This window comes from Streptomyces sp. H27-H5 (assembly GCF_026627505.1).
Classification (GTDB): domain Bacteria; phylum Actinomycetota; class Actinomycetes; order Streptomycetales; family Streptomycetaceae; genus Streptomyces.
This window is the reverse complement of record NZ_JAPNLK010000003.1, coordinates 45,627-64,308: the sequence shown is the minus strand read 5'-3', so window position 1 is coordinate 64,308 and position 18,682 is coordinate 45,627. Positions and strand designations below refer to the sequence as shown.

Genomic DNA, 18,682 nt, shown 5'->3' with positions numbered 1-18,682 from the left:
CGACCACCCCGCCGGGGCGACCTCGTTCCACTCCATGTGGGACGAGCTCGCCCCCATCGGCCGGCACACCGACTCCGGCGGCTACCGCCGGCACGCCTGGACCGGCGCCGACGCCGACTGCCGCACCTGGTTCCAGGCCCAGGCACAGGCCCGCGGCCTCACCTACGAGACGGACCGCAACGGCAACCAGTGGGCCTGGCTCGGCGACCCCCTCGCGGGCGACGCCGTCGTCACCGGCTCGCACCTGGACTCCGTCCCCGACGGCGGGGCCTTCGACGGCCCCCTCGGCGTGGTGTCCTCCTTCGCGGCCCTGGACGAACTCCGCCGCAGGGGAGCGGAGCTCTCCAGGCCCCTGGCCATCACCAACTTCGGTGACGAGGAAGGGGCCCGCTTCGGCCTCGCCTGCGTCGGCTCCCGCCTCGCGGCCGGGCAACTGACCAAGGAGAAGGCGTACGAGCTCCGCGACGCGGACGGGATCACCCTGCCCCGCGCCATGGAGGCCGCCGGGTACGACCCCGAGACGATCGGCGTCGACCCCGAGCGCCTCGCCCGCATCGGCGCCTTCGTCGAACTCCACGTCGAACAGGGCCGGGCCCTGGACCTGTCCGGGGACCGGGTCGGCATCGCCTCCGCGATCTGGCCGCACGGCCGCTGGCGCTTCGACTTCCACGGCGAGGCCAACCACGCGGGCACCACCCGCCTCGTCGACCGGCGCGACCCCATGCTCACGTACGCGGCGACCGTGCTGGCCGCCCGCACCGAGGCGGCCCTCGCCGGCGCCGTCGCCACCTTCGGGAAGATCGCCGTCGAGCCCAACGGGGTCAACGCCATCCCCTCGCTGGTCCGCGGGTGGCTCGACTCGCGCGCCGGCGACCAGGCCACCCTCGACACGGTCGTCACGGCCATCGAGAAGGCCGCCCGCGAACGCGCCGACCAGGACGGCATCGACCTCGACATCGTCCGGGAGTCCTTCACCCCCGTCGTCGAGTTCGAACACGCCCTGCGCGACGAACTCGACCGGATCCTCGGCGGATCCCTGCCCGTCCTCGGCACCGGGGCGGGACACGACGCGGGAATCCTCTCCGCCGCCGTCCCGACCGCGATGCTGTTCGTACGGAACCCGACCGGCGTCTCCCACTCCCCGAAGGAGTTCGCCGCCGAGGACGACTGCGTGGCCGGAGTCCTGGCCCTCGCCGACGTACTGGAAGGACTCGCGTGCAGGTGACCGCGGACAAGACGTACTGGCTGGAACACGCCTGGCTCGGCACCCACGTCGAGCCGGGCGTCGCCCTGGACGTGGACGCCGACGGGCGGATCGCCGCCCTGCGCACGGACACCGCGACCCCGCCCCCCGGGGCGGAGGTGCTGCGCGGTCTCACCGTCCCGGGCCTGGCCAACGCGCACTCCCACGCCTTCCACCGCGCCCTGCGGGGCACGGTCCAGGTCGGCAGCGGCACCTTCTGGACCTGGCGCGACTTCATGTACAAGGTCGCCCAGAACCTCACCCCCGACAGCTACTTCGCGCTGGCCCGCGCGGTGTACGCGGAGATGGCCCTGGCCGGCATCACCCACGTCGGCGAGTTCCACTACGTCCACCACGCGCCCGGCGGCGCCCCCTACGCCGACCCGAACGCGATGGGCGAGGCACTCATCGAGGCCGCCGCCGCGGCCGGCATCCGCATCACCCTCCTCGACACCGCCTACCTCTCCTCGGGCTTCGGCAAGGCACCCGAACCGCACCAGCGGCGGTTCTCCGACGGCACCGCCGATGCCTGGGCCGAACGGGTCACCGCCCTCAAGCCCCGCGCGCACGCCCGAATCGGCGCCGCGATCCACTCGGTGCGCGCGGTGCCCGCCGACCAACTGGCCACCGTCGCCCACTGGGCCGAGGAGCGGCGGGCACCCCTGCACGTCCACCTCTCGGAACAGACCGCCGAGAACGACGCCTGCCAGGCCGCCCACGGCCGCACCCCCACCCAACTCCTCTCCGACCACGGCGTGCTCGGCCCCCGCACCACCGGCGTCCACAACACGCACCTCACCGACACCGACATCGCCCTGCTCGGCGGAACCTCCACCGGCACCTGCATGTGCCCCACCACCGAACGCGACCTCGCCGACGGCATCGGCCCCGCGACCCGCCTCCAGCACGCCGGCAGCCCGCTCTCCCTCGGCAGCGACAGCCACGCCGTCATCGACCTGCTCGAAGAGGCCCGCGCGATGGAGCTGAACGAGCGGCTGCGCAGCCGCACCCGCGGCCACTGGACGGCGCACGCCCTGCTCTCCGCCGCCACCGAGGACGGGCACGCCGCCCTGGGCCTGCCCGACGCGGGCCGGCTGGAGATCGGCGCCCTCGCGGACTTCACCACGATCGCCCTGGACTCCGTACGCACCGCCGGCCCGCTGCCCCGCCTGGCCGCCGAGACCGCCGTGTTCGCCGCGTCCGCCGCCGACGTCCGCCACACCGTGGTGAGCGGCCGGCACGTGGTCCGCGACGGGGCACACACCCTGGTCGGGGACGTGGCGGCCGCCCTTTCCGAGTCGATCGCAGCCGTCCGAGGCTGACCGGCCGAAAGATCCGGGGCGGAGCCCGGGCAACCCCGAGAGGAATCATGACCACCACCGTCATCACCAACATCGGCAGCCTCGTCACCAACGACCCCGCCCTCGGCGACGGCAGTCCCCTCGGCCTGATCGAGAACGCGGCCGTCGTCATCGAGGACGAGCGCGTCGCCTGGGTCGGCCCCGCCGACCGGGCGCCCGCCGCCGACCGCGACGTCGACGCCGCGGGCCGGGCCGTCATCCCCGGCTTCGTCGACTCCCACTCGCACCTGGTGTTCGCGGGCGACCGCACCGCCGAGTTCAACGCCCGGATGTCCGGGCGCGCCTACTCCGCGGGCGGCATCCGCACCACCGTCGCCGCGACCCGCGCCGCCACGGACGCCGCACTCGAAGCCAACCTGCTGCGCCACCTCGACGAGGCCCGCCGCCAGGGCACCACCACCTTCGAGACCAAGTCCGGCTACGGCCTCACCGTCGCAGACGAGGCCCGCGCCCTGCGCATCGCCGCCGCGCACACCGAGGAGGTCACCTACCTCGGCGCGCACATCGTGTCCCCCGACTACGCCGACGACCCCGCCGGCTACGTGGACCTGGTCACCGGCGAGATGCTGACGGCCTGCGCCCCGTACGCCCGCTGGGTGGACGTGTTCTGCGAGAAGGGCGCATTCGACGGCGACCAGGCCCGGGCGATCCTCACCGCGGGCGCGGCCGCCGGGCTGATCCCGCGCATCCACGCCAACCAGCTCTCCCACGGCCCCGGCGTCCAACTCGCCGTCGAGCTGGAGGCCGCCTCCGCCGACCACTGCACCCACCTCACGGACGCCGACGTCGACGCCCTCGCCCAGGCCGCCGGCACCACCGTCGCCACCCTGCTGCCCGGCGCCGAGTTCTCCACCCGCGCCCAGTGGCCCGACGCCCGCCGGCTCCTGGACGCGGGCGCGACCGTGGCCCTGTCCACGGACTGCAACCCCGGCTCCTCCTACACGAGTTCGATGCCGTTCTGTATCGCGCTCGCCGTCCGGGACATGGGGATGACCCCCGACGAGGCGCTCTGGTCCGCCACCGCCGGCGGTGCCCGCGCCCTGCGCCGCACCGACATCGGCACGCTCGCCCCCGGAGCCCGCGCCGACCTGGTCCTGCTGGACGCCCCCAGCCACGTCCACCTCGCCTACCGCCCCGGCGTCCCGCTGGTCTCCGCGGTCTGGCAGCGAGGGGTCCGCGCCGTCTGACCCGAGCACGGGCGCGCACGGGCACCCGCCGGCGTGCACGAGCACCCGCCGGCTCGGCCCTGACCGGGCCGAGCCGGCCGAAACAGGTGCGTCCGACGCGCCGTCGAACCCCCGTCGACGGGCCGCCGATCCCGGCCCGTCCCGTGTCTTCCCTCCGCAAGGCCCCCGGCGTACCTTGAGCCACCAATCTGATGTGCCGTCAGTAACTTGTCGGACATCCACGGTTCACGGTTCGAGGGGAAGACGAAGGTGACCCACCGCAAACGCACCACCGCGCTCGCGCTGGCCTCCGCGCTGGCCGGATCGGCGGCCGTCCTGACGCTCGCCCCCTCGGCCCACGCCGACGTGGTCGACGTCGCCTACAACTGCGCCACACCCATCGGGGACAAGTCGGCCGTCTCGCCCATCGACATCAAGGCGGTCAAGGCGGGCGACGGGTACAAGCTGACGATGTCCTTCCAGAAGGGCGTCTCCTCCAGCCCCATCGAACTCGGCAAGGGCGCGATGAGTCCCGGCGCCGTCATCCTCGTCGGCGGCGCCGACAAGGGCTCCGTCCCCGTCTCCGGCCCGCCCAACCCCGAGGCCGTGCCCGCCGACACCCCCATCAAGATCACCGACCTCTCGGGCACCTACACCCCCAAGAAGAGCGGCAAGGTCACCTTCACCGCCGGCGTCCTCACCATCAAGGCCATGGGCACCACCACCACCTGCACCCCCGGCAACAGCCCCAAGCCCTCCCTCGAACTGGACGTCACCGCCCCCGGCGGCGGCGCGGCACCACCACCCCCCGCGTCCACGGCGGCGGGCGGCGACAGCCTCCCGCAGACCGGCCCCGCCGACTCCGCCCTCGCGCTCGGCACCCTCGGCGCCACCGTGCTGCTCTCCGGCGCCGCCGGCGTGCTCTGGCTGACCCGGCGCGGCCGGCAGGCCCGGTCCTGAACGGAGCGGCCCCGCCCATGCCCGCACCCCCCACCCTCCGGCGCCTCGGCCCCACCGTCCGGCGCCTCGGCCCCGCGCTGCTCGCCGGCGCCGCGCTGCTCCTCGGCGCGCCCGCCGCCGTCGCCGACGAACCGGGCTGGACCGCCGAACCGGCCGCCGGGCGGACCGCCGGCGCCGTACGCCCGTACTTCTACCTCGCCGGCGCCTCCGGCAGCGTGCTGGAGGACCGCCTCGCCCTGACCAACACCACCGACCGGGAACGCACCCTCACCCTGCGCGGCGCCGACGCCTACAACACCGCCGACGGAGCCCTCGCGGTACGCCCCGACCGCCGGTCCACCGGCGCCGGCTCCTGGCTGTCCTTCGGCGCGAGCACGACCGTGAGGATCCCGCCCCGCACCCGCGCCGTGGTCCCCTTCACCGTCTCCGTGCCCCCCGCGACCCCGCCCGGAGACCACCCCGCCGCCGTCGTCGCCACCGAGGCCGGCCACGAGGTCGGCGTACGGATCCACCTGCGCGTCGGCGGGCCGACCCTGGCCGCCCTCACCGTCGAGGACGTCTCCGTACGCGGCAAGGGCGCGGCGACGCGTGTCGCCTACACCCTCGTCAACCGCGGCAACGTGGCCCTCGTCCCCGAACTCGCCCTGCACGTGCGCGGCCGCTTCGGCGAGGTCCCGGGGCGCGCCGCCCACGCCCTGCCGGTGGAACTGCTGCCCGGCCAGAGCGTCGAACTCACCGAACCCTGGCCCGGCGCCCCGGTGTTCGACCAGGTGCGCCTCACCCTCACCGTCACCGCCCCGGGCGGCGCCCGGGCCACGGCCGCCGCCTCCGACTGGTTCGTGCCCTGGGGCGTCGCCGGCTGGACGGGCCTCGGGCTGCTCCTCCTCGGCGCGGCCACCACGGCCGCGCTGCTCCTCGTACGCACCCGACGGGCGACCCGCGAGGAGCAGCCGGAGCCCTCCGGGCCGGTACCGGGGCAGGCGCAACCGACGTCGAAGGAACCCGAGTTGACGGGAGCACCCAGGTGAGCACCCAGGTGAGCGCCAAGGTCGGCGGGGCGGGCGGGACCCTCGCCGCCGCGGGGTGGTCGGCGGTGTCGGCCCTCGTGGCCTCGGCCCTGGCGGCCCTGGCCCTGGCCGTCCTGACCCTGTTCCCGGCGCCCCCGGCCGCCGCCGCGGAGACCAAGCCGACCGTGTCGCTCTCCCTCCAGGAGGTCGCCAAAGGCACCGGGATCACGGTCGCCGGCGCCGGCTGGCGGCCCAAGACCATGGTGATGCTGCTGGTCTGCGGACAGAACATGATCGGCGGCACCAACAGTTGCGCGAACGCCGACGGCGTCGCCGTCGCGGTCGCCGACGACGGGCGGTTCACCGCCCAACTCCCGGTCGTGGAACCGCCCAAGCCCTGCCCGTGCGTCGTGAACGTGACCTCCGTCAACGGGGACCAGTCCACCGTCGCCGCACCACTGAAGATCACCGACCACCCGGTGGCGGAACTGCCCACCGACTCCGGGACGGCCCGCCTCGCGGTGCTGACGGGGGTCCGCCTGGAGGGCGACGACGGGGTCCTGACCTGGTTCGGCGCCCCGCCCACCCGGAAGTTCACCGTCACCGTCGGAAACCTCGGCTCCGCTCCCGTCACCGACCCCGTCTTCCAACTCGGCACCGCCCACGGGGTGTTCGCCCCCCTGTGGGAGGAGGCCCGCTGGAAGGGCACCGTCCCGCCCGGCGGCAAGGCGGAGATCCGCCTGGACACCGCCCTGTCGGCCGGGGCCCACGGCGACTACACCGTCTCCCTCAAGTACGGGGACAAGGTCCTGGCCACGCAGCCGTGGGGCGTGGACCGCCCGTACGGGGTCCTGCTCTTCTGGGGCCTGCTCCTGCTGGTCGTCCCCGCCGCCGTCTTCCGCGTCGGCATGGCCGTCGTCGACCGGGCCCGACCGGGCGGGGCCCCGCCCGGCGGCCACCACCGGGGCGCCAAGGCGCTGGAGGCGGCGGCGTCGGCGGTGACGGCCCGACTGCCGCGGATCCCGGCCGTACGGGGATCCACGCCCGCCCCGCCCGCCGACACCCCGGCGGCCTCCCCCCAGACCACCACGGCGGTCCTGCCGTGGTTCACCCCGGACAGCGCGCCGGGATCCCAAGCACCACCAGGCCCACCTGCCCCACAGGCGTCCGCACCGTCTGAGAACCGTCCGACAACGAAGGGACATTCGTGAAGACCCAACGGAGGGTGAGCGCGGCCGCTGTCGCGCTGCTGTTCGGCGGCGCGGGCATCCTGCTGGCGGCCGCCCCCGCCCAGGCGGCCGACGCCACGTTCAAGGTGAAGTGCGTACCGCCCACGGGCGGCGGCTCCCCGGTGGAGGGCGAGACCACCGCCAAGATCACCGCGCCCCCGACGGCCAAGGTCGGCGACGAGGTCGACGTGTCGTGGGAGACGGTCAAGCCCGCCTCCAACAACACGGACCTGATGGTGATCCCCAAGGACTCCGTGGTGCCCACCGGCTGGTTCACGGTGAGCGGCGGCGGGGCCGAGCTGAAGGTCGTCGGGGAGAAGAAGAACCCGGAGATCCCGAAGAAGGCCCCGATGGTCATGTCGACCATGAAGGGCAAGCTCAAGCTCACCCAGGCGGGGAAGATCACCCTGACGCCCGGCCGGTACGAGGTCGCCGTCTCCTTCCCCTTCGGGACCTTCGTCACCAAGTGCGCCCCCGTGGGCACCGTGACGGGCGGGACCACCATCGACGTCTCCGCCGGCTCGACGGGCGGCGCGACCACCGGTGGGGCGACCACCGGCGGCGCGACGACGGGCGGTGCCACCACCGGTGGGGCCACCACGGGCGGTGCCACGACCGGCGGTGCCACCACCGGCTCCACCACCGGCTCCACCACGGGCGGCAGCGGCGGTCAGACCGACTTCCCGGGCAAGGCCGTCGAGGTCGCCTTCGACTGCGGCCCGGTCGTCCCCGGCGGCATCAAGACCCCGGTCACCGTCAACGCCAAGAAGAACGGCGGCGCCTACGACCTCACGGTCAAGACCGCCAAGGGCGCGATGGCCGCGCCCATGGCCCTGCCCGCCGGCGCCCTCAAGCCCTCGATGAACGTCAAGCTCGGCGGCGCCGACAGCGGCACGGTCAAGGTCTCCGGCCCGGCCAACGTCGAGCCGATCCCCGACAAGGCCCCGGTCAGCCTCAGCGACATGACCGGCACCTACAAGCCCGGCAAGACCGGAAAGGTGACGCTGACCCCCGACCAACTGACCATCGACGTCACCATGGCACCGGGCTCCACGCCCATCAACGTGCCCTGCAAGGCGACCAGCAGCGCCGTCTCGCTCGAACTGGACACCACCGCCCAGGCCGGCGGCTCCGGCTCCCCGTCCTCCACCGGCAGCACGAGCGCGGGCACGCCCTCGGGTTCGGGCGGCCTCGCCGAGACCGGCGCGCAGGACGACGGCGGCATCAAGGCCCTGGCCCTGGTCGCCGGCACGGTGATCCTGCTCGGCGGGGCGGTCTTCACCTTCACCCCGTGGCGCCGCCTGCGCGGCACCCGGTAGACGCGGGAAAGCGAACGGCCCGGCACACCTCGCGGTGTGCCGGGCCGTTCGTCGTGCGGGGGTCGGGCTAGTGGACGCTACCCATCAGGGACTGGACCTTCTTGCGGTACGAGAAGATCGCGAAGCCGGCGAGGACGGCGGCGGTCGCCTCCAGGGCGATCACCCCGGTGCCGTTCAGGTCCACTCCGCCGATGGACAGAAGACTGGTGGTGCAGTCACCGGCGGTGACCGCGAGGAACCAGACGCCCATCATCTGGGACGCGTACTTCTGCGGCGCCATCTTCGTGGTGACCGACAGGCCGACGGGGGAGAGGCACAGCTCACCGATGGTCTGGATCATGTAGATCGAGACCAGCCACATCGGGGAGACCTTGCCGTCGACCGCCATGTTCATCGGGACGATGAAGACGAAGAACGAGGCACCGACCAGCACCAGGCCCATCGCGAACTTCACGATGGTGTTCGGCTCCTGGTTCTTGCGGGCCAGCCACAGCCACAGCCAGGCGAAGACCGGGGCGAGAGCCATGACGAACAGCGGGTTCAGCGACTGGTACCAGGTGGCCGAGAAGCCGAAGCCGAAGACGCTGCCGGCGGTCTTGGAGTCGGCGAACAGGGAGAGCGTGGAGCCGCCCTGGTCGTAGATCATCCAGAAGACGGCGGCGGCGACGAAGAACCAGATGTAGGCCGTCATCTTCGACTGCTCGGTGTTCGACAGGTCCCGGTCGCGCTTGATGCGCGTCAGCACGGCGATCGGGATGATCAGACCGGCCAGGGTCAGCGGCACCAGTGCCCAGTTCAGGGTGTAGAAGCCGAGCGCGACAACAGCGCCGTAGAAGACCGCGATGCCCACGGCCGCGAGCACGACCTTCGTGATGACGGCCTTGCGCTCCTCGACGGACAGCGGGTTCGGAACCAGGCTGCTCTTGGGGCTCAGGTGCTTGGTGCCGAGCAGGAACTGCGCGAGGCCCAGGCCCATGCCGGCGGCGGCGAGGGCGAAGCCCAGGTGCCAGTTGTACTCCTTGCCGACCGTTCCGACGATGAACGGGGCGATGAAGGCGCCGAGGTTGATGCCGATGTAGAAGAGGGTGAAGCCACCGTCGCGGCGGGGGTCCTCAGGGCCTTCGTACAGGTGGCCGACCATGGTGGAGATGTTGGCCTTCAGCAGGCCCGAACCGGCGGCGACGAGGATCAGACCGACGAAGAACATCGCCTGGCCGGGGAGGGCCAGGGAGAGGTGACCACCCATGATCACGAAACCGGCTATGGCGACCGTCTTGCGGGCGCCCCAGACACGGTCGCCGAACCATCCGCCGGGCATCGCCATGAGGTAGACCATGGAGACGTACACGGAGTAGATGGCCGTCGTCGTGGCCGCGGTCATGGCCAGACCGCCGCCCTGCGAGCCGGTGGCCGCGTCGGCACCGCCCGAGACCAGGTAGTAGACCAGCAGTGCACGCATGCCGTAGTAGGAGAACCGCTCCCACATCTCGGTCATGAACAGAGTGGCCAGGCCACGGGGGTGGCCGAAGAAGGTCTTCTCCGCGGACGGATCCGCCGAGTCCTTCGTCAGGCTGGAAGCCATGGTCGATCCTTGCTTGCTCGGGACGCGCGGCTTCGTGAGCTGAACGGCGCCCGGTGGGGGGGTGGCCGGCACCGGCGACGGATGTCCCACCCCACGCCCCGGGGTCTCGCCTTCCGGGATGCCGGGGACGAAGGGTCAGCCGTAACCGGGATCCACGCCCTCCGCGCATCTCGCGCGCAGGGCCCGGCCCACAGGTCATTCACTGTCATCTGGGTCGGTTGAACCGACCAGAGCAGAATTTGAGGATCTCAGTGCGCATTTCGGCACAAAGATCCCCGGAGTAGTGCATCAGGCGTCTCGCCACCATACGACACGACACTGCGGGATATGGAAGGACTTGAGAGATGGATCACAGGCGAGCCGGGAACCGTTTGGCCATTTTCGAAGGCCGTAAGTCCCTCGTGTACCCAGATAGAGAGGGGTCTATCGGCGTGCCCCTCCTTTGACCCCGTGCGGACTACCATCACCCACATGACGCGTGTACTGCTCGCCGAGGACGACGCATCCATCTCGGAACCCCTGGCCCGCGCCCTGCGCCGGGAGGGCTATGAGGTCGAGGTCCGGGAGGACGGCCCCACCGCCCTGGACGCGGGACTGCAGGGCGGCGTCGACCTCGTCGTCCTCGACCTCGGGTTGCCCGGGATGGACGGCCTGGAAGTGGCCCGACGACTGCGGGCCGAGGGACACGGGTTCCCGATCCTCGTGCTCACCGCCCGTGCCGACGAGGTCGACACGGTCGTCGGCCTGGACGCCGGCGCCGACGACTACGTGACCAAGCCGTTCCGGCTCGCCGAACTGCTGGCCCGGGTACGGGCCCTGCTGCGCCGCGGCGCCACCGAGGCCTCCCAGCCGCCCGCCACCCACGGCGTGCGGATCGACGTCGAGTCGCACCGCGCCTGGATGGGCGAGGAGGAGCTCCAGCTCACCGCCAAGGAGTTCGACCTCCTGCGCGTCCTCGTCCGCGACGCCGGTCGGGTCGTCACGCGCGACCAGTTGATGCGCGAGGTGTGGGACACCACCTGGTGGTCCTCCACCAAGACCCTCGACATGCACATCTCCTGGCTGCGCAAGAAGCTGGGCGACGACGCGGCCAACCCCCGTTACATCGCCACCGTGCGGGGCGTCGGCTTCCGCTTCGAGAAGAGCTAGTACTTACTGAGTCATGCGCCGCCGCCTGATCAACTCCACGCTCGCCGTGGTGCTCGTCGTGATCGCCGTGTTCGGGGTCTCCCTCGTCATCGTCGAGACCCGGACCATCACCAGCAGCGCCCAGGACCGCATCGGGTCCGAGGCGCTGCGCCTGGTGGGCATCGTCGAGTCGAACGTCCTGGAGAACAAGCCGGTCAATCCCGCGGCGCTCGCGGAGCAACTGGACGTCGGCAAGTACGCCCGCATCACCATCCCGGGGCAGTCGCCCGTCGAGGTCGGCGAGCCCATCGACGAGAGCGTCATCCGGGGCACCGCCCACGGCGAGCAGGGCGAGGAGGTGGTCGTCGAGGCCACCCGCTCGACGGTCACCCGGGAGGTGGGCCGCACCCTGGCCGTGGTCGGCGCGGTGGCGCTGCTGGCGGTCGTGGCGGCCGTACTGCTCGCCGTACGCCAGGCCAACCGGCTGGCCTCCCCGCTCACCGACCTCGCGGAGACGGCGGAACGGCTGGGGTCGGGGGATCCGCGGCCCCGCCACAAGCGGTACGGGGTTCCCGAGCTGGACCGGGTCGCGGACGTGCTGGACTCCAGCGCGGAGCGGATCGCGCGGATGCTGACGGCGGAGCGGCGGCTCGCCGCGGACGCCTCGCACCAGTTGCGGACGCCGCTGACGGCCCTGTCGATGCGGCTGGAGGAGATCACGGTCACCGACGACCTGGAGACCGTGCGGGACGAGGCGACCATCGCCCTCACCCAGGTGGAGCGGCTCACGGACGTGGTCGAGCGGCTGCTGACGAACTCCAGGGACCCGCGGACCGGCTCGGCGGTCCCCTTCGATCTGGACGAGGTCGTCAAACAGCAGGTCGAGGAGTGGCGGCCGGCCTACCGAAGCGCCGGGCGGGCCATCGTGCGCTCGGGGAAGGCGGGCATGCGGGCCGTGGGCACCCCCGGCGCGGTCTCGCAGGTGCTGGCCACCCTCGTGGAGAACGCGCTCATGCACGGCGGCGGCACGGTCGCGCTGCGTACCCGGGTGACCGGAAACCAGGCGGTGCTGGAGGTCACGGACGAGGGCCCCGGCGTCCCGCCGGACCTCGGCAACCGGATCTTCGAGCGGGCCATCAGTGGCCGGAACTCCACCGGGATCGGCCTGGCGGTCGCGCGCGACCTCGCGGAGGCCGACGGCGGACGCCTGGAGCTGCTGCAGACCCAGCCGCCGGTGTTCGCCCTGTTCCTCAGCCGCACCGCGCCGGAGTGCGCGGAAGAACCCGAGCCGACGGTGCGCTGAGCCGAGGGAGCTTCGGGCCGGGTGGCTTCGAGCCGGGGGTGCCTTGAGCGAGGCCGCACGACCACGGTGGCCCGGGCCCGGCGACCGGTCTACTGGGCGGCGGACTCGTGCGCCAGGGGAACGACCGGCGTGACCGGGGCCACCGCAACGGCCGGGGCGTCCGGCTCGGCCGCGTGGCGTTCCCGCTGCTCGACGACGGCCCCGGCCGCCGGGGGCCGGCCCGCGGGCAGGGCCTTGAAGACCCAGGTGCGGTAGGACCAGAAGCGGAAGACGGTGGCGACGCCGATGCCGGCGAACTTGAAGACGTTCGTGGCCAGCCGGCCGTCCATGCCCAGGCCGTAGGTCCCGGCGTAGAGCACGCCGCTCTCGATGACCAGGCCGATCGCGCTGAAGAGGGCGAACAGGGGCAGCTCACGGGCCGGGGGCCGGCTGCCGTCGCCGCCCGACCGGTCCCGGTAGGTGAAGAAGCGGAAGCCGATGTAGTTCGTGCCGATGGCCACCACGATGGCTATCACGCTCGCCCGGACGACCTGGAGGTCGGTGGTCGCACGCAACAGGTTGAAGACACCCAGGTTGACCAGGACACCGACTCCGCCGACGGCCCCGAATCTGGCGGCCTCCCGAGCCAGGCCGCGCAGACGTTCGAGGGCGGATCCGTTCTTCGGCGTGCTCATGTGATCGGTCAGTCCCTGTCCGTCGTGTCCGCGGTATCCGTCGTGTCCGTGCTGTCCGTCGCCGTACCCGTCGCCATGTCCGTCGCCCCGGTGCGGGGCGTCACCCGTTCTCGTCAACCCGTCCATGTTAAGTGTCGCCCCCGCGACCCGCCCGTGCCTTCGCCCGCCCCGCGCCCCCTTGCGGCCCTTGCGGGGTCCGGCACACGGCCCGCCGGCGGGTCCGCGCCAGGGCTGCGTCCGGATGGCGCAATACCGACGGATATCCTGGAGAGGTGACGTTCCCGGTAGTCGGCATGGTCGGCGGCGGACAGCTCGCCCGCATGACCCACGAGGCGGGCATCCCCCTCGGCATCAGATTCAAGCTCCTCAGTGACACCCCACAGGACTCGGCGGCCCAGGTCGTGAGCGACGTCGTCATCGGCGACCATCGCGACCTGGAGACGTTGCGCGCCTTCGCGCGCGGCTGTGACGTGATCACGTTCGACCACGAGCACGTACCCATCGAACACCTGCGGGCCCTGGAAGCGGACGGCATCCCCGTCCGCCCGGGGCCCGACGCGTTGGTGCACGCCGCGGACAAGGGGGTGATGCGCGCCAGGCTCGACGCGATCGGCGCGCCCAGCCCCCGCCACCGGATCGTGGCCGATCCGGCGGACGTGGTGGCCTTCGCGGACGAGGTCGGCGGCTTCCCCGTCATCCTCAAGACGGTGCGCGGCGGGTACGACGGCAAGGGCGTGTGGTTCGTGCGCACCCCCGAGGACGCGGCGGCGCCCTTCCACGCGGGCGTCCCGGTGCTCGCCGAGGAGAAGGTGGACTTCGTCCGCGAGCTCGCGGCGAACATCGTCCGCTCCCCGCACGGCCAGGCGGTGGCCTACCCCGTGGTCGAGTCCATCCAGGTCGACGGGGTCTGCGACACGGTGATCGCCCCCGCGCCGAACCTCTCCGAGGAGCTGGCGGGCGAGGCCCAGTCCCTGGCCCTGCGCATCGCCCAGGAACTCGGCGTGACCGGCCACCTGGCCGTGGAGCTGTTCGAGACCACCGACGGCCGGATCCTGGTCAACGAACTGGCCATGCGCCCGCACAACAGCGGCCACTGGACCCAGGACGGCGCGATCACCTCCCAGTTCGCCAACCACGTACGGGCGGTCCTGGACCTCCCGCTCGGCGACCCGCGCCCGCGGGCCCGCTGGACGGTCATGGCGAACGTGCTCGGCGGGGACTACCCGGACATGTACGCGGCGTACCTGCACTGCATGGCCCACGACCCCCAGCTGAAGATCCACATGTACGGCAAGGACGTGAAGCACGGCCGCAAGGTCGGCCACGTCAACACCTACGGCGACGACCTGGACGATGTGCTGGAGCGAGCACGTCACGCTGCCGGCTACCTCAGAGGGACGATCACCGCATGAGCACCTCTTCCGCAGGCCCCGTCATCGGCATCGTCATGGGCTCGGACTCCGACTGGTCGGTCATGGAGGCCGCGGCCCAGGCGCTGGACGAGTTCGAGATCCCGTACGAGGTCGACGTGGTCTCCGCCCACCGGATGCCGCGCGAGATGATCGCGTACGGCGAGCAGGCCGACGGCCGCGGCCTGAAGGCGATCATCGCCGGCGCGGGCGGCGCCGCCCACCTGCCCGGCATGCTCGCATCCGTGACCCCGCTGCCGGTCATCGGCGTACCGGTACCGCTGAAGTACCTCGACGGCATGGACTCGCTGCTGTCGATCGTCCAGATGCCCGCCGGGGTTCCCGTCGCGACCGTCTCCGTCGCCGGGGCGCGCAACGCGGCCCTGCTGGCCGTCCGGATGCTCGCCGCCCACGACCCGGAGCTGCTGACCCGCATGCGGGAGTTCCAGCAGGAGCTCAACGAGCAGGCCACCGAGAAGGGCAAGCGACTGCGGGCCAAGGTCGCGGGCGCGGAGTCCTTCGGGTTCGGCAAGTGAGCGCCGCGCAGCGCCTGGGCGAGGCGCGGGAGCTGCTGTCCGAGCACCCGGTCGTCGACGGCCACAACGACCTGCCGTGGGCGCTGCGCGAGCAGGTCCGCTACGACCTGGACCGGCGGGACATCGCCGCCGACCAGTCGGGCCACCTGCACACCGACCTGCCCCGGCTGCGCGCCGGCGGCGTCGGCGCACAGTTCTGGTCCGTGTACGTGCGCTCCGACTACGCGGGCGACGAGGCGGTCAGCGCCACCCTGGAGCAGATCGACCTCGTCGACCAGCTGATCGCCCGTTACCCCGCCGACCTGGTGCGGGCCCTGACGGCCGACGACATGGAGGCTGCCCGCGCCGAGGGGAGGATCGCCTCCTTGATGGGCGCCGAGGGCGGGCACTCCATCAACAACTCGCTCGCCACCCTGCGCGCCCTGCACCGGCTGGGCGTGCGGTACATGACGCTCACGCACAACGACACCATCGACTGGGCGGACTCGGCGACCGACGAACCCCGACACGGCGGCCTGAGCGACTTCGGTCGCGAGGTCGTCCGCGAGATGAACCGCGTCGGCATGCTCGTGGACCTCTCGCACGTGGCCGCGACCACGATGCGCGACGCACTCGCGGTCTCGGCCGCCCCGGTGATCTTCTCGCACTCCTCGGCGCGGGCGATCTGCGACCACCCGCGCAACGTCCCGGACGACGTGCTGGAACTGCTGCCCGCCAACGGCGGCGTGGCCATGGCCACCTTCGTACCGAAGTTCATCCTCCCCGAGGCCGTCGCCTGGACCCTGGCCGCGGACGAGAACCTGCGGGCCCACGGGTTCCACCACCTCGACACCACCCCCGAGGCGATGGCCCTGCACCGGGCCTTCGAGACGGAGCGCCCCCGCCCGGTGGCCACCGCCGCCACCGTCGCCGACCACCTGGACCACATGCGCGAGGTGGCGGGCGTCGACCACATCGGCATCGGCGGCGACTACGACGGCACGGCCTTCACCCCCGCGGGCCTGGACGACGTCGCGGGGTACCCGAACCTGGTCGCCGAGCTGCTGGCACGCGGCTGGTCGCGCGCCGACCTGGCGAAGCTGACCTGGTCCAACGCCGTACGGGCGCTGCGCGACGCCGAGGCGGTGGCCCGCGAGCTCACCGCCGCCCGGGGTCCGTCCAACGCGGTGCTCCGGCCGTAGGAGCGTAGAGCGGTGCTCCGGCCGTAGAAGCGCAGGAGGGACGACGGGCCCGCCCCGGGTGGGCGGGCCCGGACCTGCCCGCCCCCGCGACGGTGGCAGGCGCCCTCGAGCGGGCCGCCTCGCTCCTGGCCGTGCACCCCGTCGCGGACGGCTACAACACGCTCGTCTGGACCCTGCGGCAGAGCCCGCACCACGACATCGAGACCCCCGACGCGGGGGTCGCGCCGGGGGAGTGGGCGCCCAGTTCTGGTCGCTGCTGACCCCGGGCGAGCCCGAGAGCCCCGACCGGGTGGTGTCCGACACCCTGGAACAGATCGACGTCGCCCTGGCCTTCCTGCGCCGCTACCCCGACGGCCTGAGCCTCGCCCTGACCGCCGACGACATGGTCGACGCCCGCAACCGGGGCCGCATCGCCTCGTACCTGGGCCCCGTGCCGGGACGCGCGGTGACCGACGGGCTCGGCACCCTGCGCGCCTTCCACGCGCTGGGCGTACGGATCCTCGCACCGGCGGGAGCGCCCTGGGCCCGCGAGGGGCTCACCGCCTTCGGCCACGAGGTGGTCCGGGAGATGAACCGGCTGGCGATGCTGGTGGACCTGACCGGCTGCCCGCCGGCGGTGGCCTGCCAACTCACGGCCGCCTCCAAGGCGCCGGTCATCGTCTCCCACACCGCCGCCGCGACGCTCAACCCGCACCCGGAGAACGCGACCGACGAGGTGCTCCTCGCGCTGCGCGGGGCCGACGGGCTGGCCATGGTCACCTTCGACACGAACCGGACGGGCGACTCCCTGCACGCGGTGGCCGACCACGTGGATCACGTACGGGCGCTCGCGGGCCCGCACGGCGTCGGACTCGGCGCCACCTTCGGAGCCGAGCCCGGCAACCCCCGGCCGGCGGGCCTGACGGACCCCTCGGGGTACCCGAGGCTGATCGCCGAACTCCTGGAGCGGGGCTGGTCGGAGACCGACCTGTCGCTGCTGACCTGGGGCAACGCCAAAAGGGTGCTGCGCGACGCGGAGTTCACCTCACGCGCCGCACAGCACCGCAGGAACGTCTAGTGCTGTGAACGGAAAGCCCGGAGAGCGCGCCCGGGAACGCCCGGGGAGAACGCCCCGGGAGTGTGCCGTCAGGCCCTGGGGCGGCCCATGGCGCGGTACGTCCAGCCGGCGGCGCGCCAGCGCTCGGGGTCCAGGGAGTTGCGGCCGTCCAGGACCAGCCGGTCGGAGACGACCTCGCCGAGTTCCGCCGGGTCGAGGTCGCGGAACTCGCGCCACTCGGTGAGGTGCAGCACGACCTCGGCGCCCCGGGCCGCCGCGAGCGCGGAGTCCGCGTAGCCCAGCGTGGGGAAGACGCGGCGGGCGTTGTCCATGCCCTTGGGGTCGTAGACGGTGACCTGACCGCCCTGGAGGTGGATCTGCCCGGCCACGTTCAGCGCGGGCGAGTCGCGCACGTCGTCGGAGTCCGGCTTGAACGTGGCGCCCAGCACCGCGACCCGCTTGCCGAGGAACGAACCGCCCACCGCGTCCCGGGCCAGTTCGACCATGTGGCCACGCCGGCGCATGTTGATGGAGTCGACCTCCCGCAGGAAGGTCAGCGCCTGGTCCGCGCCCAGCTCGCCCGCCCGCGCCATGAAGGCCCGGATGTCCTTGGGCAGGCAGCCGCCGCCGAAGCCGATGCCCGCGCGCAGGAACTTCGAGCCGATCCGCTCGTCGTAACCGATGGCCTCCGCCAGCTTGACCACGTCACCACCGGCCGCCTCGCACACCTCGGCCATCGCGTTGATGAAGGAGATCTTCGTCGCGAGGAAGGAGTTCGCGGCCGTCTTGACCAGCTCGGCCGTCGGGAAGTCGGTCACCACCAGCGGGGTGCCCTCCGCCATGGGCGTCGCGTACACCTCGCGCAGCAGCTTCTCGGCGCGCTCGCCCTGTACGCCGATGACGATGCGGTCCGGGTGCAGGGTGTCGCCAACGGCGAAGCCCTCGCGCAGGAACTCGGGGTTCCAGGCCAGCTCGATCTCCTCGCCCGCCGGGGCGACGGCCGCGAGCCGGGCCGCGAGCCGCTCGGCCGAGCCGACCGGGACGGTGGACTTGCCCACCACCAGCGCCGGCCGGGTCAGGTGCGGCGCCAGGGAATCCATCGCGGAGTCCACGTAGCTCATGTCGCAGGCGTACTCGCCGTGCTTCTGCGGGGTGTTCACGCACACGAAGTGGACGTCGCCGAACGCGCCGACCTCCTCCCAGGAGGTGGTGAAACGCAGCCGCCCCGTCGAGCCCGGCAGCCCCTCCACGTGCGAGGCCAGCAGCTCCTCCAGCCCTGGTTCGTACATGGGGACACGGCCCGAGGCGAGCATCTCGATCTTCTCCGGGACCACGTCCAGCCCCAGGACCTCGAAGCCCAGCTCGGCCATCGCGGCGGCATGCGTGGCGCCGAGGTAGCCGGTGCCGATCACAGTGATCTTGAGGGGCATGCGTTGCTCCAGGTGTGGCGGGCCTTTGCGGCCACCGAGCATAGGCCGGCCCGCGGACCGGGACGCTCCCGGGGAGCCGCGGCCCGTGCGGCACGCCGCCGGCGGCCGCGGCACGCTG

At 72.7% G+C, this 18,682-nt stretch carries 17 protein-coding genes; 14 read left to right on the top strand and 3 right to left on the bottom strand.

The genetic code is table 11. The annotated features are described in order from the left end of the window. The first annotated feature begins 34 nt into the window (after positions 1-34). From OTB19_RS02035 to OTB19_RS02005, 7 genes are all read left to right on the top strand, one after another. Positions 35-1,225, top strand: a complete 1,191-nt coding sequence (locus OTB19_RS02035) for an allantoate amidohydrolase (protein ID WP_267796241.1) — start codon at positions 35-37, stop codon at positions 1,223-1,225. Beyond that, the gene (locus tag OTB19_RS02030; RefSeq protein ID WP_267796177.1) at positions 1,222-2,565 is read left to right on the top strand and encodes a formimidoylglutamate deiminase; all 1,344 of its coding nucleotides are present in this window, start codon (positions 1,222-1,224) and stop codon (positions 2,563-2,565) included. The genes OTB19_RS02035 and OTB19_RS02030 overlap by 4 nt, the downstream gene beginning before the upstream one ends. 47 nt (positions 2,566-2,612) lie before the next feature. After that, positions 2,613-3,791, top strand: a complete 1,179-nt coding sequence (hutI, locus tag OTB19_RS02025; protein WP_267796176.1) for an imidazolonepropionase — start codon at positions 2,613-2,615, stop codon at positions 3,789-3,791. A 249-nt stretch (positions 3,792-4,040) separates the two neighbouring features. Then, the gene (locus OTB19_RS02020; protein WP_267796175.1) at positions 4,041-4,730 is read left to right on the top strand and encodes an LPXTG cell wall anchor domain-containing protein; all 690 of its coding nucleotides are present in this window, start codon (positions 4,041-4,043) and stop codon (positions 4,728-4,730) included. Between the two features lie 17 nt (positions 4,731-4,747). Further along, on the top strand, positions 4,748-5,758 hold the full coding sequence (locus tag OTB19_RS02015) for a hypothetical protein (protein ID WP_267796174.1): 1,011 nt from the start codon (positions 4,748-4,750) through the stop codon (positions 5,756-5,758). Positions 5,759-5,823: 65 nt separating this feature from the next. Next, complete coding sequence (locus tag OTB19_RS02010; protein WP_420716780.1) at positions 5,824-6,948, top strand: hypothetical protein; 1,125 nt, start codon at positions 5,824-5,826, stop codon at positions 6,946-6,948. Positions 6,949-6,962: 14 nt separating this feature from the next. After that, entirely contained in the window at positions 6,963-8,285 is a 1,323-nt protein-coding gene (locus tag OTB19_RS02005) for a hypothetical protein (RefSeq protein WP_267796173.1), read from the top strand. Between the two features lie 67 nt (positions 8,286-8,352). On the opposite strand, the gene OTB19_RS02000 is transcribed toward OTB19_RS02005, so the two are convergent. Then, positions 8,353-9,867, bottom strand: coding sequence for a peptide MFS transporter (locus OTB19_RS02000; RefSeq protein ID WP_267796172.1), 1,515 nt, complete (start codon positions 9,865-9,867; stop codon positions 8,353-8,355). A gap of 471 nt (positions 9,868-10,338) precedes the next feature. Here OTB19_RS02000 and OTB19_RS01995 point away from each other — a divergent pair, with 471 nt between their 5' ends. Both OTB19_RS01995 and OTB19_RS01990 read left to right on the top strand, forming a co-directional pair. Next, positions 10,339-11,016, top strand: coding sequence for a response regulator transcription factor (locus OTB19_RS01995; protein ID WP_053681251.1), 678 nt, complete (start codon positions 10,339-10,341; stop codon positions 11,014-11,016). Positions 11,017-11,029: 13 nt separating this feature from the next. Then, on the top strand, positions 11,030-12,298 hold the full coding sequence (locus OTB19_RS01990) for an ATP-binding protein (RefSeq protein WP_267796171.1): 1,269 nt from the start codon (positions 11,030-11,032) through the stop codon (positions 12,296-12,298). Positions 12,299-12,387: 89 nt separating this feature from the next. On the opposite strand, the gene OTB19_RS01985 is transcribed toward OTB19_RS01990, so the two are convergent. Further along, positions 12,388-12,972, bottom strand: a complete 585-nt coding sequence (locus OTB19_RS01985) for a GtrA family protein (RefSeq protein ID WP_267796239.1) — start codon at positions 12,970-12,972, stop codon at positions 12,388-12,390. 272 nt (positions 12,973-13,244) lie between these two features. Between OTB19_RS01985 and OTB19_RS01980 the strand changes: the two genes are divergently transcribed. The 5 genes from OTB19_RS01980 (at position 13,245) to OTB19_RS01960 (ending at position 17,155) form a co-directional block, all read left to right on the top strand. Next, positions 13,245-14,384 carry a 5-(carboxyamino)imidazole ribonucleotide synthase gene (locus OTB19_RS01980; RefSeq protein WP_267796170.1) on the top strand — a complete coding sequence of 380 codons (1,140 nt, stop codon included), beginning with the start codon at positions 13,245-13,247 and terminating at the stop codon, positions 14,382-14,384. Then, the gene (purE, locus tag OTB19_RS01975) at positions 14,381-14,917 is read left to right on the top strand and encodes a 5-(carboxyamino)imidazole ribonucleotide mutase (protein ID WP_267796169.1); all 537 of its coding nucleotides are present in this window, start codon (positions 14,381-14,383) and stop codon (positions 14,915-14,917) included. Before OTB19_RS01980 ends, purE begins: the two co-directional genes overlap by 4 nt. Further along, positions 14,914-16,098 carry a dipeptidase gene (locus tag OTB19_RS01970; protein WP_267796168.1) on the top strand — a complete coding sequence of 395 codons (1,185 nt, stop codon included), beginning with the start codon at positions 14,914-14,916 and terminating at the stop codon, positions 16,096-16,098. The genes purE and OTB19_RS01970 overlap by 4 nt, the downstream gene beginning before the upstream one ends. A gap of 92 nt (positions 16,099-16,190) precedes the next feature. Further along, entirely contained in the window at positions 16,191-16,358 is a 168-nt protein-coding gene (locus tag OTB19_RS01965) for a hypothetical protein (protein ID WP_267796167.1), read from the top strand. After that, positions 16,331-17,155, top strand: a complete 825-nt coding sequence (locus tag OTB19_RS01960) for a membrane dipeptidase (RefSeq protein ID WP_267796166.1) — start codon at positions 16,331-16,333, stop codon at positions 17,153-17,155. Before OTB19_RS01965 ends, OTB19_RS01960 begins: the two co-directional genes overlap by 28 nt. Positions 17,156-17,223: 68 nt before the next feature. On the opposite strand, the gene OTB19_RS01955 is transcribed toward OTB19_RS01960, so the two are convergent. Continuing rightward, on the bottom strand, positions 17,224-18,564 hold the full coding sequence (locus tag OTB19_RS01955) for a UDP-glucose dehydrogenase family protein (RefSeq protein ID WP_267796165.1): 1,341 nt from the start codon (positions 18,562-18,564) through the stop codon (positions 17,224-17,226). Positions 18,565-18,682: the final 118 nt, after the last annotated feature.

What these genes read in the sequence shown, in the direction of transcription:
- OTB19_RS01955 (WP_267796165.1), bottom strand. Translation starts at nt 18,564, where the DNA reads ATGCCCCTCAAGATCACTGTGATCGGCACCGGCTACCTCGGCGCCACG.
- OTB19_RS02035 (WP_267796241.1), top strand. Translation starts at nt 35, where the DNA reads ATGTGGGACGAGCTCGCCCCCATCGGCCGGCACACCGACTCCGGCGGC.
- hutI (WP_267796176.1), top strand. Translation starts at nt 2,613, where the DNA reads ATGACCACCACCGTCATCACCAACATCGGCAGCCTCGTCACCAACGAC.
- OTB19_RS01990 (WP_267796171.1), top strand. Translation starts at nt 11,030, where the DNA reads ATGCGCCGCCGCCTGATCAACTCCACGCTCGCCGTGGTGCTCGTCGTG.
- OTB19_RS01985 (WP_267796239.1), bottom strand. Translation starts at nt 12,972, where the DNA reads ATGAGCACGCCGAAGAACGGATCCGCCCTCGAACGTCTGCGCGGCCTG.
- purE (WP_267796169.1), top strand. Translation starts at nt 14,381, where the DNA reads ATGAGCACCTCTTCCGCAGGCCCCGTCATCGGCATCGTCATGGGCTCG.
- OTB19_RS01995 (WP_053681251.1), top strand. Translation starts at nt 10,339, where the DNA reads ATGACGCGTGTACTGCTCGCCGAGGACGACGCATCCATCTCGGAACCC.
- OTB19_RS02000 (WP_267796172.1), bottom strand. Translation starts at nt 9,867, where the DNA reads ATGGCTTCCAGCCTGACGAAGGACTCGGCGGATCCGTCCGCGGAGAAG.
- OTB19_RS02015 (WP_267796174.1), top strand. Translation starts at nt 4,748, where the DNA reads ATGCCCGCACCCCCCACCCTCCGGCGCCTCGGCCCCACCGTCCGGCGC.